Below are 14,854 nucleotides of genomic sequence, written 5' to 3'. Positions count from 1 at the left end.
TACTCACCCCGCTCCGGCGCCGCGATTGCCGCATTCGAAGAAGACACGAAGATGATCGAGCGAGGGATACCTTTGCCGTTTCCGCCCATGCCGCCGGTAACCAGCGCCACCCGATCACTTGAACGCAATGTATTCATAGCGTGCAATCAGTGGAACACATGAGATGGTTTTCCCTCATCGGAGGTGCAACGCAAGACTTGAACTGCGCCGCGCCTGGCATGTGAGAAGGCATGCCCCGAAGTTACGCGTTAGCCCGCTGCACGACAACGGCCGCCAGCAAAAAATGCGCGATATTCGCGCACCACGCGCGGATAGCGCGCTGAAATCGGGTTTCTCCGGAGCGTAAGCGCGAACGGCAAAGACCGGATTGCGGACGCAACCAAGGTTTTGGCAATCATTGCCGCGCGTCGTGCGGTCGTTCATGCAGTGCAGCGGTGCAGCACCGCCGCCGTGCAGCAGAGCGCGCTGCCGGCGGTGCCTGATGATGGCGAAGAGGTTGTCTAGGTGGCGGCGCGTAACGGCGCTAAGCGGGTGACGGCGGTGGGCTTCGTACCGGGCTCGCGGGTGGTCAACTCGTAGTGGGGATGCGGGGTGTCGCTGTGCCCTTGCGAAACCATAACGGCATCGTGATCGGGGCGATCAGCGTAAGCATGCCAACAGGACAGGAATCTGGAAACGCGGCGCTGCCGCGGGTGCGGGCCGTCTTGCAGGAAACCGCGACTATGTCGCCCTGCTCAAGCAGTCGGGCGCCGCGATCTCGACACGGCCCGGCTATCGTGAAGCGACAGCGCCGGAGCATGCGGCATGCGGCCGCCGATCGGAGATAAACGAAGGTTCGTCTACGGCGGGCACCGCAAGACTCAATGCACGATGCCGAAAAATGCTTCGGCGCCTTCGACCGGTGTGAGTCCCACCTTGAAATAACCCTCGAGCCGTTCGGCCGTCGCGTCGCTCAGCGTGAACGGCGGGCGGACAAAGCCGACCGAAACAGCGTGGTCGTACCACGCCAGCATCCACGCCCGCAGTTCCAGATCGTTCTGCGTAAGGCAGTCCGGATTGTCTTCAGCCATGTGTCGTCTCCTTCGCCGTCATCGCCTCGTGCAACGGCAAGCCGGCGGCGCTCATCGAAGGACGTGCGGCGCCGGGTGGAAAAACATGCCAGGTGCCATCATTGTGGCGGAAGAAAAACAGGGCGAGCGGGCCGCCCGGCCGTTGCACTTCGACACACACGCGGCGTGTCCGGCCAGATTGCGAACGATGCGTCAACAGTATCCGGACCGGCTGGGCGCTCGCCGCACCCAGCAATTTCTCGACCACTCCGCGTAACGATTTTTCTCCCACGACCGGCTACGCTCCACGTTACCTATAACGCATCGTAAGACGCGCTTGCCGGCGGCTCAGTCGGGAGCGGCGGATAGTTCCTTCGGGAACAACTGATTCGAACGTCAGGATTTCCCTAACACGCCAACCAGGATAATTCATCAGACTAGCGTCATTCGGCGGCCAGACCGTGCCGGATCGCATAGCGGATCAGTTCGGCGTTATTGCTGAGACCGAGCTTCTGCATCAGGCGCATCTTGTGCGTGCTGATGGTCTTCGCACTGAGCGAGAACGTGTCCGCGATGTCGTTGATGCTCTTGCCGACGGCCAGCATCTGCAGCACCTGGAATTCACGATCGGAGAGGATGTCGTGAGGCGGCGCATCGCCCGAGTGGGTCTCGAAGATGATCGCGTCGACGAGCTTCGGATCGATAAAGCGCCCGCCGGCAGCAAGCTTGCGAATCGCGGCAAGCAGCACCTCCGGATCGCTGTCCTTCGTCACGTAACCGGTCGCGCCCGCACGCAACGCGCGCGAGACGACCTGCGCTTCGTTGTGAATGCTCAATACGAGGACCGGCAAGGCTGGCAGATCCGCGCGCACGCGGCGGATCAGATCGACCCCGCTGATGCCCGGCATCGTCATATCGAGCAGCAGCAGGTCCACGTGACAGGTGCGCAGCTTGTCGACGACCTCGGAGCCTTGAGCCGCCTCGCCGGCGACGACGATATCCGTCGTGGTCGCGATAATCTGTTTCAGCCCGCCACGCACGATCGCATGGTCGTCAGCAATCAAAATCTTGATCATTTGTCTACTTTGTCATCTAACGGAATGTGGATTGAAACGGCCGTGCCCGCGCCGGGCGCGCTGTCGATCAGCAGCGAACCGCCAATCGCTCGCGCGCGCTCGCTCATGCCGAGCAGGCCATAGGAATAACTCTTGCGCGCCGCTTCCAGATCGAAGCCGCAGCCGTCGTCGCTGACATGCAGGTCGAGTGCCGTCGCGGAGCGTGTCAGCGTCACGTCCGCTCGCGTCGCGCCGGCATGGCGCGCGACATTGGTCAGCGACGCCTGGACGATGCGGAACACGGCCGTCGCGAACGCATCGGGAAGCACGGGCTCGCTGCCGTTGATCCGGAACTGGCAGGGAACGCCGCTGCGCCGGCCGAAATCTTCGACCAGCCACTCCAGCGCCGACACGATCCCGAAGTTCAGCGCGGCAGGCCGCAAATGACTCGCGACGTTGCGCACCATCCAGATGGTCTTTTCAACCAGTTCGCGCATGCTGTCGGCCTTTTTCATCGCCTCCGGGTCGTTGCCGAGACGCATCCTGAGCAGCGAGACGTCCATCTTCAGCGCCGTCAGCAACTGGCCCAGCTCGTCGTGAATTTCCATCGCGATGCGCTTTCTTTCCTCTTCGCGGATGGCTTCCATATAGGCCGACAGTTCGCGCAGCTGTTCGCGCGACTCGAACAGCGCCTGCTCCATGCGCTTGCGCTCGGTGATGTCGTTCAGACCGACATAGATCGCCGGCGCATCGTCGTAGGTCGCCACCCGGGCCGTCGCGATCGCCCAGAATGCCGTGCCGTCCGGCCGCCTGAACTGAACCTCCATGTCGCGGAAACTGCCCTCCTCGCGCAGATACTGCACCAGCCTGTCGCGCTCCGCGGGATCCTCGTAAAGGTCCACGATGCTGGTGACCGGGCGGTCGCGTGCGTCGATACCGAATAGCTCCCGCAATGGCTCATTCGTGTAGAGAATCCTGCCGCCGGGCATCGACGTGATGCACAGCGGCACCGGACTCGTCTCGACGATGGTGCGAAACCGCCCTTCGCTCGACAGCAGTTTCGCCTCGGCCCGCCTGCGCTCGTCGATCTGCGAGCGCAGGCGCGCATTCGTCCGCGCCAGTTCGTCGGTGCGTTGCGCGACGCGCTCCTCCAGTTCGTCGCGCACGCGGGACAGCGCCGCCTCGGCCTGCTCGCGCACCAGCACTTCGCTCTGCAGCTGTCGGTTGCGGGCCACGAGCTGCCTGTGCATGGCGCGCAGCGCCAGATGCGTGTCGATGCGCGCCATCATTTCGTTGATTCGCACCGGCTTGGTCACATAGTCGACGCCACCCGCCGCGAAGCCTTCGACCATGTCCTCGCTGCCGGTGAGCGAGGTCATGAAGATCACCGCGATATCGCGTGTCGCCTCGTTCATCTTGAGCCGGCGGCAGGTTTCGAAACCGTCGATGCCCGGCATTTTCACGTCGAGCAGGATCAGATCCGGCTGCGCAAACTGCGCGCGCTCCAGCGCTTCCGCGCCGTCGAGCGCGACCAGCACGCGAAACCCGCGGTCGGCGAAACTATCGACGACCACGCCAAGACTCGCCGGCGTGTCGTCGGCGATGAGGATGGTGGGTGGCTCGCCCGTGTGAGGGGAGGTTTCGTTCATGGTGCGGGCCTGCGTTCCATATGCTGCTCGACCAACTGGAGAATCGCCTTCGATTGATAGCTTTTCGCCAGTTGACGAAGCTGGGCCGCGAACGACGCATAGAGCGGGTTGAGCGCGGCGACACGTTCGGCCCAGAGCACGATCTCCCGCATATTGCCGTCGCGGGCGAGGCGGTGCAGTTCGCTCATTTCCGCGGCCGGCACAGCCAGTTGCCGCTCCTGCGATGCAGCAGGCGCGACCGACGGCGCCTGTGGCGCATAAGTCCACGTGAGCGACAACAAGGCGGCGATCTGCGCGAGCAGCTTGTCGAAATCGACCGGTTTGGAAAGGAACGCGTTGACGCCGGCGGCGAGGCTGTTTTTCTCATCGGAGCCGGACGAACTCGCGGACACCGCGACGACAGGCAACTCGGCAAAACCGGAAATCTGCCGCAGGCGGCGGGTGGTCTCGAGACCGTCCATTTCGGGCATGACGATGTCGGTCAGGATCAGCGACGGCCGTTCGCTTTGCGCCTTCTCGAGCCCTTCGCGGCCGGTCTCCGCTTCAACGGTCTCGAAGCCGAGCTTCGTCAGAAACTCGACGACGACCGCGCGATTGACCTGCACGTCGTCGATCACCAGAACCTTGCGCCGCGGACCCAGGTAGCCCGTTTCGACCCGGGCGGCCGGAGCGGCGGGCATGGCGGCCGGTTCGGCGAGCGCCGCGGCCAGTTCGAACCAGAACGCGCTGCCGTGTCCCACGTGGCTGTCGACGTGAATATCGCTGCCCATGGCGCGCACGAATCGCCGGCTGATCGCGAGACCGAGCCCGGTGCCCTCGATTCTCCGCTCGAGGCCGCCGACCTGCTCGAACGGTTCGAAGATCTTCTCCAGCTGGTCGGCGCTCACGCCAACGCCGGTGTCGCGCACGTCGAAACGAACCTTGCCGGCCCCGCTCTTCGCGATACGCAGGCTCACCTCGCCGTGGTCCGTGAACTTGACCGCGTTCGCGAGCAGGTTGAGCAGGACCTGGCGCAGACGGCGTTCGTCCGCGCGCACGGCGGACGGCACACCTGGTGCGATCTCGCAGATGAATGCGAGCTGCTTCTGCTCCACCTTCACGCCGATGATCTCGCGAATCACTTCCACCATGGCGGCGAGCGGTACGTCGCCGATCTCGATGCGCAGTTTGCCTGCTTCGAGCTTGGTGAAATCCAGCGTGTCGTCGATCAGGGCCAGCAGATGTTCGCCGCTGCGCTGGATCACCGCCACCCCTTCACGTTGCCGCTCGCTCAGCGTGGCGTCGCGCCGCAGGATCTGCGCATAGCCGAGGATGCCGTTGAGCGGCGTGCGCAGCTCGTGACTCATGCTGGCGAGGAACTCGCCCTTCGCCCGGTTCGCCGCTTCGGCCGAACGCCGCGCTTCGCGCTCGGCGGCGGCGTCGCGCTCTTCGAGGTAGCGGCGATGCAGCCGCTCACCCATATCGTTGAACGCGGCCACCACCCGGTCGAGTTCATCCGGTTTGCGCGGCGGCCGGCGCTGCAGGCTGAACGGCCGTGGCGTCTGACGAAAATCGTAGCTGCCTACGGTCCGCGCAAAAGCGCCGAGATGCCGCGTCACGAGCCGCGACAGGATGTAGATCGTGAACAGCGAAACCAGGAACGTATTGGCCCCCTGGCTCACCAGAATGACGAGCGCGGTCTGCTTCAGCTCATGGTAGAGATTGGTCAGCGTCGCCTCGACGTAGAGCGTGCCGATTCGCTGCTCCTTGCCCTGAACCTGGTAGAGGAGCGGAACCTCGCGTTTGACGGACGGCCCCGCGTCGCGCCGACCCGCCGTCACCACCATCGGGAACTGCGCCGTGTCCGCCTCGCGCACCTCAGCGACGCGGATGTCGGCCAGACGCAGTATGCCGTCGAGTTCGAGTTGCAGCTGCGCACGGTCGAGGCGCCACAACGCCTCGCCCAGACTGTCGCGATAGCTTCTGTCGATATCGGCAAGGCGACTCTCGACTCGCTCGATCCCGCTCTCATAGTCGCGGTAGAGTTGAAATGCAGTCAAAATCAGCGTAACCACACAACTGAACAGCAACACCGTCGCCAGCAGCCGCAACACGACGCTGCGGCGCAAGCGATCGATCGAACTCCACAAGGCGCCAAACGTGTTGAGAGCCATATCCCCCCGCGAGTGCTCTGGATCTCTTTTGTCCCATTCTGCGCTCGTCGCCGATTCGCGGTCTACAGCCGGCAACTCCCGCGGCGTTCCTCCCGCCGTCGAGCGACCCCGCGCCGGCGCCCTCTCTGCACGCGCGTGGAGCATCGCAGCCCTACGCGGCCTCTTTGCCGGATTGACGATCTGCGCCGCGCTGATTCCCGCGGCGTTCGCACTGGATATCGTCAAGCCGCTCAAGTCTGAAGAATTCCTCGTCCGCTACGCCTACCCGTTCGAACTCTTGACGGAAGTGCTCAACCGCACCACAGCCGGGTATGGCCCCTACGTCGAACAGCCTTACACCGACGCCATTTCAACGGCCCGTGCGCACATTGAAGCCGTCAAGGGCGAACGCATCAACGTGATGATCAGCGACGCGGGGCACAAAGAGTTCGACGAGGGCATGATCCCGATTCCGTTCCCGATCGACAAAGGGCTGCTTGGCTACCGCGTCGCGCTGATCGCCGCCGACAACCAGCCGAAGATCGACGCGGTCGGCACGCTCGACCAGCTTCGCAAGCTGTCCATCGGACAAGGCAGCAATTGGGGCGACGTGCACGTGTATGAGTACAACCACGTGCCGATCAAGACGGCGGAAACGTACGATTCGCTTTTTCTCATGCTTCTGCACCGGCGTTTCGACCTGTTCCCGCGTGGCGTGACCGAGGCGCCCCAAGAACTACGTGTTTACGGTGCACGCTACCCGAACCTCGCGATCGATCGTCATCTGTTGATCAGGTATCCGTTTGCCCAGTTTTTCTACGTTAGTAAATCGGACCCGCATCTCGCCGCGCGCCTTCGCGACGGGCTCGAACAAATGAAACGGGACGGCAGCTTCGATGCCTTCTTCAACCGGCACTTCAGCCAGCAGTTGAGCGCCCTGAAACTGAAAGACCGGACACTCGTCGAACTTCAGAATCCCTACCTGCCGAAGTGGTTTCCGCGGTCGCGCAAGGAACTCTGGTTCGATCCCGCAAGTCTGCGCTAGCCGTTCGCCGTTATCCGCTCGGGCATGAGTCCGAATGCGAGGATCTCGTCGACACAGTCGGCCAGTTCGCGGAGCGCCTGCGACGTCTTCACATTCAATGTTTCGGGATGCGATTTTCTGAGTTCGCGCAACGTGTCGCCAAGCCGCCTGATGGCACGCGGTCCGCTATCCAGAAGCGGCCAGCAATGCAGCAGATAACCCAGCGGCGTCACACTCCTGTTTTCGCACCATGTGTCGAACAGGTTCAGACAGATCGAGTTGATGTACTCGACCTCGTTTTCGCGTCCGGACAGATAGGGAATCATGGAGAAGCAACCGCATGGACCATTCGATATTTCATCCTAGGCCGGCGATAGGTGGGACGCAGTCAGGAAGCGCGGAAAATCGGCACTACGCATCCTGAATCGAACATAAGGAAATCCTTACCCCGATATGACGCCCTTTTTCCGCCTCCGGCCTCTTCGAGCCGACGTGACGCGTTGCCGTAACGGGCGCTTGCAAGGCAGGCGCCGTCAAGCGCGCTATCGCGCCAACAGACAACCTCCTGCTCGCTTTTTTCAGTCATTGCCATGGTTCGCGCCCCTTCACTCCACCTTTAAATTAGCTCCAGCCTGATCCGACGATTGTGACGGCCCTTGTTCTCTATCTTCACGATGCGCATCGGTCTTGATTGCGCCGTGTTGGACAGATGCGTGCCGCCGCAGGCCTGCCGGTCGAGATCGCCGATTTCCACGATCCGGATCGTGCCCTCAGGTGTCGGAGGCGGTGCCACCGAAAGGCTGCGGATCAGACCGTGCGTCGACTTTGCTTCGGATTCGCTCACATAGTAGGCGCGCACGTCCATGCCGCGGCGGATCACCTCGTTGATGGGCTCCTCGAGAGAGCGCAACGCGTCGTTATCGGCGTCGGGCAAATCGAAGTCCATTCGGGCTGTACCATCGCCGTTGATTTGTACCCCCGTGACGAGTGCGCCCGCGAACCGCTGATACACGAGCGCGTTGAGAATGTGCGTGCCCGTATGAAGCTGGGCGACGGTGGCGCGCCGGAGCGCGTCGATGGCAACGTGAACGTCGCCATTCAGTTCGAGCGGCTCGTCGAGCAGATGCCACACGACGCTTCCCTCAGCTGAAACACCGGTAATCCGGGCGGCGCCGCGTGCGTGTGTCAACGTTGCGGTGTCCGACACCTGACCGCCTCCGCCTGGGTGCAATGCCGAGCGGCTCAGCACGACTGCGCCGGGGCGGGCGGCAACAACGGTGGTTTCGAACTCGAGTAAATCCGGCTGCTCATGGCAAAGATAGTGCGGCACCTTGTCGACCTCCCATGAATTGACTGACGGAGTCCAGCATACTGGGTCCCGTGCAGGTCTGTCTTGGTCAAAAATGCTCTCTCCATTCTCCTGTGCCGGACACCGCCGCGCCGCGCCGCGTGCATCGGATGCGCAGGCATCCCCTCTTGTCCTTCTCCGCAGCCATGCCGCCATAAGTCGCCGCAACGTCGCATACGACGCTTGAACGTCGGCGCCGTCTGCACAAATGCGCGAACCAGATAACGGTATGAAAATTGATTGGTTCTTTCCGGAGCCGTGCATGCCGAGAATAGGCGATCCTGAATAACGCCTCCCGCGCCTGGCTTCCGCTCATGTTCAACGCACCGCATCGCATCACGCTCCACCTCGCTCTGCGCGCCTTCGCTGTCCTCGCCGCATGCGCCGCCGGCGCCGCGCACGCGGACAGCACGCTAGATCGCATCCATCAGCGCCACAAGATCGTGATCGGCGTGATCCTGTCCGGGCCGCCGTTCGGTTCGCTCGACCCCGCCACGCAAAAGCCGGTCGGATTCAATGTCGATCTCGCCGAAGACGTCGCGAAGCGGCTCGGTGTCGAAGTGGAACTGACGCCGGTGCAGCCGTCGAATCGTGTGCAGTTCCTGCAGCAAGGCAAAGTGGACGCGCTGATCGCCAACATGGAAGTCACGAAGGAGCGCGCGGAGATTTTCTCGTATCCGCCCACGCCGTTCGAGGAAATCGGCGGCGCGCTCATTACGCGTAAGGACAGCGGCATCAAGACGTGGAGCGACGTGCGCGGCAAGCCGGTATGCGTATCGCAAGGCAGCAACTACGCGAAACCGCTCGCCGAGCAATACGGCGCACAGGTGAAGGCATTCCGCGGCCAGCCGGAATCGCTGCTCGCGCTGCGCGGCAATAACTGCGTCGCCGCGGTGCACGTCGCGCCGACCTTGCGCCTGCTCGTCGCGCGCAATCCGGACTGGAAGGACTACACCCTCCCCGTACCGAACGATCTGATTCCATCGCCGTCCGTGATCTGGGTGCGCAAGGGCGAAACCGACACGCAGAACACGCTCGACAAAATCGTTCAGGACTGGCATCGCAGCGGCTGGCTGATCGATGTCGAGCGCAAGAACGCGATGCACCCCTCGCAGGCCGTGCTGGACCTGCACGAGAAGTACAAGGCGCAACGTACATGAGTGCAGCGCTTGCAGGCTTCTCGCAAGCCGCCGCGCCGCTCGTCGATGCCATCGGCAAGATCGGCCTGAACTACAGCTTCGTGCTCGACGCGAACGAACTCGCATCGTTCCTGCACGGCATGCTGGTCTCGCTCGAGTTGTCGCTCGTCACGGCGCTCGGGAGTCTGGCCGCCGGTGTCGTGCTGGCGGCCATGCTGACTTCGCCGCGCGCCGCGCTGGCGCGCCCGGCGCGCGTCTTCGTCGAGGTCACCCGGAATACGCCAACCCTCGTGCAGTTGTTCTGCGCGTTTCTGGTGATCAACATGCTGATCAGCGAGGCGCTGCGCAATCTCGGCGGCAATCCGCTGACGCCGTTCATCTGGAGCGCAGTCGTGATTTCGCTGCACAAAGGGGCGTTTCATGCGGAAGCCTTGCGCGCCGGCATCGAAGCCGTGCCGCGCGCTACGCTGGAAGCGGCGCAGTCGCTCGGCTTCAGCCGGCGCCAGCGCCTGTGGGGCGTGCAACTGCCGCTCGCGGTGCGCTTCGCGCTGCCGGCGCTCGTCAACAATATGGTGGATCTGGTCAAGATGACCACCGTCGCCTCGGCGATCGCCGTCGGCGACATCACCTACGCGTCGATCATGATCTGGACGCAGCGCGACAACGTGCTCGAACTGATGATCCTGATCCTGCTGTTTTTCGGCTCGCTGACCTTCGCGGTCAACCGCGCGGGACGTTGGCTCGAAGCGCGCTTGAGGATGCCCGGCCATGGCCACTGACACGCTCTCTTCGCCGGCGCGGGACGAACGGCGCCGCCCTGATGCTCGCGTTGATGCTCGCGTTGATGCTCGCGTTGATGCTCGCGTTGATGCTCGCGTTGATGCTCGCGTTGATGCTCGCGTTCGTGCTCGCGTTGGTGCCCGCGTTCGTGCCCTACTCGCGGTCGTCGGCGTCGCCGCGTTGCTTGCGGTGATCGAACGCGAGATCGCCCACGGCCGCCACCATGCGACGCTCAACGCGCTCATCACGTGGGCGCCCGCGCTCGGCAAATCGCTGTGGGTCAACATCGAAATCAGCCTGCTCGCGAGCGCGCTCGGCACCCTGGCCGGCCTCGTGCTCGGACCGCTGCTGCTGTCGCCGCTGCGGATCGTACGCGTCGTCACGCGCGGCTACGTGCAGGTGTTCCGCAATGCGCCGCTGCTCGTGCTGATCTATTTCTCGACCTACGTCTTCCCGTTCGAAATCGCAATCGGCCATCAAACGCTGCCGTTCCCCGACTGGTTCAAGGTCACGCTCGGCCTCGCGCTGCCTGCCAGCGCCAACTTCGCGGAGATCTTCCGCGGCGCGATCCAGTCGATCCCGCATGCGCAGTGGGATGCCGCGCGCTCGCTCGCATTCAGCCGCACGCAGGTCTTTCGCTGGATTATCCTGCCGCAGTGCGTGAAGCGGATGCTGCCGCCGTGGATGAATCTCTACGCCAGCATCACCATGGCGACCGCGCTCGCGTCGCTGGTTGGCGTGCACGATCTGCTCGACACCGCCCAGGTTGCCAGCAATACGGTTGCCCGTGCGGATTTCACGGTCGTCGTCTATTTCGTCGTGCTTGGATTGTTTTTCGCGTACTGCTATCCGATTGCGCGCCTCACCCGTTTCATCGAAAAACGCTATGCCTTCAGTTGACACCTCGCTTGACGCCTCACTTGACGCCTCACTTGACGCCTCCCTTGACGCCTCACCTGCCGGCTCTTCCGCCGTGCGCCCGCTGGTACGGTTGCGCGATGTGCATCTTTCATTCGGCGCCAATCCGGTGCTCAAGGGTATCGACCTCGACGTGTTCCGCGGGCAGGCCGTGTCGATCATCGGTCCGTCGGGTTCGGGCAAATCGACGATCCTGCGTTGCATCACCGGACTGCTGCGCCCCCAGCAGGGCGAGATCGAAGTCGACGGCACGCGTGTCGATCGACTCGCGTCCGAACGCGACGAGATCGAACTGCGCAAGCGTGTCGGCTTTGTGTTCCAGCAGTACAACCTGTTTCCGCATCTGAGCGTGCTCGACAATCTGGTCGTCGCGCCGGTGCGCATTCTCGGCCGCGACAAGGCGGCCGCGACCCGCACCGCTTACGATCTGCTGAAGAAAGTTCGCCTTGCCGATAAAGCGCATGCCTATCCGGGCGAGTTGTCGGGCGGACAGCAACAGCGCGTGGCGATCGCTCGCGCGCTCGCCATGCAGCCGGATCTGATCCTGTTCGACGAGGTGACCTCCGCGCTCGATCCTGAAACCGTGGGTGAAGTGCTGACCGTGATACGCGATCTGGTGCGTGACGGCATGACCTGCGTGCTCGTCACGCACGAAATGCGCTTTGCCGAGGAAGTCAGCGACGCGGTGTACTTCACCGAAGCCGGGGTGATCGTCGAACACGGACCCGCTGAACGCCTGTTTGGAGCGCCTGCGAACCCGCGCACGCAGGCGTTTCTGGCGCACACGCCGGGTGCGCCGGGTGCGCCGGGTGTGTTGGAAGCGCAGCCGCATATACCGCTGCAACTGGATCTGAGCCGTTTCGCGATCTGAGTGTCGCTGGCCTCGGGTGGGGATTGATTCAACAGGACTGACCCAGCCGGACTGGTTCAACGACACTGCGATCCAAAGGCGCGGCGCCTGTTCAACAGGCGCCGGGTTTTTCTTCGCCTGCTTCAGCGGACCGCGTAACGGCTGGCGGGCCGCTGCAAGCCAAGGTGATCGCGCAGCGTCGTGCCGCTGTACTCGGTGCGGAACAAACCGCGCCGCTGCAATTCGGGCACCACGAGTTCGACGAAATCGTCGAGGCCGCCGGGGAAATACGGCGGCATGATATTGAAGCCGTCGGCAGCCTCGCCGGTGAACCACTCCTCGAGCGCGTCCGCGACCTGCACCGGCGTGCCCCACACAATGCGGTGCCCGCGCGCGCCGGCCACGAGATAGTAGAGTTCGCGCAACGTCAGATTCTCGCGGCGCGCGAGATCGGTCAGCAGTTTGGCGCGGCTTTTCAACTGGTCGGATTCGGGCAACTCGGGCAGCGGGCCGTCGAGCGGATACTTCGACACGTCATGGCCGAGCCTGTCGGATAGCAGCGACAATGCGCCGGACGTGTCGGTCCATTGCTGCAATTGCGCGTACTTGTCCTTCGCTTCCTGCTCCGTTCTGCCGATGACAGGAAACACGCCCGGCATCACGTGCAATTGCTCGCCCTCGCGGCCGAACTTCGGCAGGCGGCTCTTGAGGTCGCGGTAGAAGGTCTGCGCTTCTTCGATCGTTTGCTGCGCCGTGAACACCACTTCGGCGGTACGCGCGGCGAGATCCTGCCCCGGTCCCGACGAACCGGCCTGAATCACCACCGGATGTCCCTGCGGCGGACGCGACGCATTCAGCGGCCCTTTCACCTTGAAGAACCGCCCTTCATGGTCCAACGCATGAACCTTGGCGGGATCGAAGTAGACGCCGCGCGCCTTGTCCTTCACGAGCGCGTCGTCGTCCCAGCTGTCCCACAGTCCTTTGACGACATCGACGAATTCGCCCGCCATTTCATAGCGCAACGCGTGCTCCGGGTGATTGCCGCGCGTGAAGTTCGCGGCTGTGCGGTCGTACGAAGTCGTCACCACGTTCCAGGCCGCGCGGCCGTTGCTCAGATGATCGAGCGACGCGAAGGCTCGCGCGACGTGATACGGCTCGCTATACGTGGTCGACGCGGTGGCGGCCAGACCGATGTGGCGCGTGCCCATGGCAAGCGCGGACAGCAGGCACAGCGGCTCGATGCGCATCGCCATCGACGGATGCGCATCGGGTCCGCTCGTCAGCCCGTCGGCGAGAAAGACCATGTCGAACTTCGCGCGCTCGGCGGTCTGCGTGATGCGTTGCATCAGCGCGAGATTCTCGCTGCCGGCCTGCGCATCGGGATGACGCCAGCCGGCGACGTGGTGCCCCGCGCCTTGAATGAAAAGCCCGAGGCGCATCTGCCTGCGCGTCGCGTTACTGTTGGTCGTGGTCATACGCTGACTTGTGCGAAAGCTTTGAAAAGAGAAGCGAGATCGGCAGCGCTGTGCATCGTGTCGATCAGTGAAGGGACAAATTCGAGCTGCCGGCTGCGGCTGGTGGCGTCCGCGAATTTCGCGTGCAGATCCTCGGCGCTATAAAGACGGTCCGTCGTGTGGCTCAGCACCGTGCCGTCGCGCAGTTCGATCTCGACGGTCGAGAAACGCGTGGCCGGATCGGTCGAGGCACGCGCGGCTGTTTCGTCATGACGGCGCGTCACACGCAAGGCGAGCGCGATCAGGTCGTCACGCACGGGAACGTCGGCGAACGTCGCCACGCCCGGTGAGCCATCCGCGAGCGCGGCGGCCACTGCGTATTCGACGCTGAAACGCGCCTCGAGACCCGTCGCCGGCAGGCGGTTCGCCAACGGCGTGTCCCCGCCCGGGGGAAACGTCACCGTCACGCGTTCGATGTCATGCGGGCTCAGCCGGTGCAATTCGCGCAACGTCAGCGCGGCATGCACCGCGTAGTGCGTCGCCGTGCAGCACGCCCACGGCTTGAAATACAGTCCTGGCGTGACGATTTGCCAGGGCGCGCCCCATCCTTCGAGCACGCGCTCCGGCTGCGCGGCGCCGCCGCTGAACACGGCGAAAAAACCCGCCGGCCCATCGAGCGCACCTGCGGATCCCTGCAGGCCGGCCGCCGCCAGTTCGACCGCGAACACGCCCGCGCGCGCGGCGAGGCCAGCATGCAACGGCTTCGCCTCGCTGCCGAACTGCAGCCTCAGTCCAGCCGACTGCGTGGCCGCGAGGCCGAGCGCATTCTCGACGGCCGCCGCGTCGAGCTTCAGGAGAAACGATGCAGCCGCGGCGGCGCCCAACGTGCCCAGCGTCGCGGTATTGTGAAACCCTTGCTCGTAGTGGCGGCTGCCCAGTGCCAGGCCGAGTCGCGCCATCGTTTCGAGACCCACGACGTACGCGTCGAGCAATTCGAACGCACTGCTGCCGCGCGTTTGCGCGAGTGCGAACAGCGCGGGCAGCAGCACGGTTGCCGGATGGCCGCGCACGCTGCTGTGCACGTCGTCGTAGTCGAGCGCATGTCCTGCGTAACCGTTGAGCAAGGCAGCCTGTTGCGCCGACGCTCCCGCCGCGCTGCCGATCACCGACGCTTCGCCGCGTGAATCCTGGCCGTTCACCGTCAGGAGTTTTCGATAGCCCGGGTCGCGCGCGCCGGCGAAGGCCGCCGCGAGAAAGTCGAGCATGCCGCGTCGCGCCGCGGCGATCGCGGCTGGGTCATTGGATGGGACTGCGTTTGCGATAGCGGCTGCCAATTGTCGCGTGATGCCGGCAGCCGGTTCCGCCGGAGTGGAGGGGCACAGGCGTGACATGTCGAAAGGGTGAAGTGATGGAAGATCGCGTATGGAGCCTTGCGCGCCGCCTGCTCGACGCCGGT

Annotated in this window: 15 protein-coding genes; 7 read left to right on the top strand and 8 right to left on the bottom strand. The window is 63.9% G+C overall.

All coding sequences use genetic code 11. The features are described from left to right. Positions 1–584 precede the first annotated feature (584 nt). Complete coding sequence (locus DLM46_RS19510) at positions 585–827, top strand: IclR family transcriptional regulator C-terminal domain-containing protein (protein ID WP_244306294.1); 243 nt, start codon at positions 585–587, stop codon at positions 825–827. 33 nt (positions 828–860) lie between these two features. On the opposite strand, the gene DLM46_RS19505 is transcribed toward DLM46_RS19510, so the two are convergent. The 4 genes from DLM46_RS19505 to DLM46_RS19485 form a co-directional block, all read right to left on the bottom strand. After that, a complete protein-coding gene (locus DLM46_RS19505; RefSeq protein ID WP_115102739.1) occupies positions 861–1,070 on the bottom strand; it encodes a hypothetical protein in 210 nt (69 codons plus the stop codon). A 422-nt stretch (positions 1,071–1,492) separates the two neighbouring features. After that, complete coding sequence (locus DLM46_RS19495) at positions 1,493–2,125, bottom strand: response regulator (protein WP_115102735.1); 633 nt, start codon at positions 2,123–2,125, stop codon at positions 1,493–1,495. Continuing rightward, positions 2,122–3,753: a response regulator gene (locus DLM46_RS19490; RefSeq protein ID WP_115102732.1), complete on the bottom strand. Its 1,632-nt coding sequence runs from the start codon at positions 3,751–3,753 to the stop codon at positions 2,122–2,124. The genes DLM46_RS19495 and DLM46_RS19490 overlap by 4 nt, the downstream gene beginning before the upstream one ends. Then, complete coding sequence (locus tag DLM46_RS19485) at positions 3,750–5,906, bottom strand: ATP-binding protein (protein ID WP_115102730.1); 2,157 nt, start codon at positions 5,904–5,906, stop codon at positions 3,750–3,752. The genes DLM46_RS19490 and DLM46_RS19485 overlap by 4 nt, the downstream gene beginning before the upstream one ends. Between DLM46_RS19485 and DLM46_RS19480 the strand changes: the two genes are divergently transcribed. Next, the gene (locus DLM46_RS19480) at positions 5,893–6,930 is read left to right on the top strand and encodes a substrate-binding periplasmic protein (RefSeq protein WP_133300358.1); all 1,038 of its coding nucleotides are present in this window, start codon (positions 5,893–5,895) and stop codon (positions 6,928–6,930) included. The two genes, DLM46_RS19485 and DLM46_RS19480, sit on opposite strands and share 14 nt — an antisense overlap. Here the strand turns inward: DLM46_RS19480 and DLM46_RS19475 are convergent. Together DLM46_RS19475 and DLM46_RS19465 are read right to left on the bottom strand one after the other, a co-directional pair. Then, entirely contained in the window at positions 6,927–7,235 is a 309-nt protein-coding gene (locus DLM46_RS19475) for a hypothetical protein (RefSeq protein ID WP_115102725.1), read from the bottom strand. The two genes, DLM46_RS19480 and DLM46_RS19475, sit on opposite strands and share 4 nt — an antisense overlap. 290 nt (positions 7,236–7,525) lie before the next feature. Further along, positions 7,526–8,239 (bottom strand): alanyl-tRNA editing protein, encoded by a 714-nt coding sequence (locus tag DLM46_RS19465; RefSeq protein ID WP_115102723.1) that lies wholly within the window; start codon positions 8,237–8,239, stop codon positions 7,526–7,528. Between the two features lie 332 nt (positions 8,240–8,571). On the opposite strand from DLM46_RS19465, the gene DLM46_RS19460 reads away from it, so the two are divergent. Genes DLM46_RS19460 through DLM46_RS19445 form a run of 5 tightly spaced genes read left to right on the top strand, consistent with a single transcriptional unit; the run spans position 8,572 to position 11,965 of the window. Continuing rightward, entirely contained in the window at positions 8,572–9,417 is an 846-nt protein-coding gene (locus DLM46_RS19460) for a transporter substrate-binding domain-containing protein (RefSeq protein ID WP_115102721.1), read from the top strand. Further along, complete coding sequence (locus DLM46_RS19455) at positions 9,414–10,175, top strand: amino acid ABC transporter permease (RefSeq protein WP_115102718.1); 762 nt, start codon at positions 9,414–9,416, stop codon at positions 10,173–10,175. Before DLM46_RS19460 ends, DLM46_RS19455 begins: the two co-directional genes overlap by 4 nt. A gap of 41 nt (positions 10,176–10,216) precedes the next feature. Beyond that, entirely contained in the window at positions 10,217–10,369 is a 153-nt protein-coding gene (locus tag DLM46_RS39495; protein WP_165848013.1) for a hypothetical protein, read from the top strand. Next, positions 10,366–11,076 (top strand): amino acid ABC transporter permease, encoded by a 711-nt coding sequence (locus DLM46_RS19450; RefSeq protein ID WP_244306305.1) that lies wholly within the window; start codon positions 10,366–10,368, stop codon positions 11,074–11,076. The genes DLM46_RS39495 and DLM46_RS19450 overlap by 4 nt, the downstream gene beginning before the upstream one ends. Beyond that, positions 11,063–11,965: an amino acid ABC transporter ATP-binding protein gene (locus DLM46_RS19445; protein ID WP_115102714.1), complete on the top strand. Its 903-nt coding sequence runs from the start codon at positions 11,063–11,065 to the stop codon at positions 11,963–11,965. The genes DLM46_RS19450 and DLM46_RS19445 overlap by 14 nt, the downstream gene beginning before the upstream one ends. A 122-nt stretch (positions 11,966–12,087) precedes the next feature. Here DLM46_RS19445 and DLM46_RS19440 read toward each other — a convergent pair whose 3' ends face one another. Together DLM46_RS19440 and DLM46_RS19435 are read right to left on the bottom strand one after the other, a co-directional pair. Further along, entirely contained in the window at positions 12,088–13,419 is a 1,332-nt protein-coding gene (locus DLM46_RS19440; protein ID WP_115102712.1) for an LLM class flavin-dependent oxidoreductase, read from the bottom strand. Continuing rightward, positions 13,416–14,789 (bottom strand): MmgE/PrpD family protein, encoded by a 1,374-nt coding sequence (locus DLM46_RS19435; protein WP_115102710.1) that lies wholly within the window; start codon positions 14,787–14,789, stop codon positions 13,416–13,418. The genes DLM46_RS19440 and DLM46_RS19435 overlap by 4 nt, the downstream gene beginning before the upstream one ends. Between the last annotated feature and the right edge of the window lie 65 nt (positions 14,790–14,854).

It is taken from the genome of Paraburkholderia lacunae, assembly GCF_003353175.1.
GTDB classification, from domain to species: Bacteria; Pseudomonadota; Gammaproteobacteria; order Burkholderiales; family Burkholderiaceae; genus Paraburkholderia; species Paraburkholderia lacunae.
Note: the sequence above shows the minus strand (reverse complement) of the source record. Positions and strands in the feature narration are given on the sequence as shown.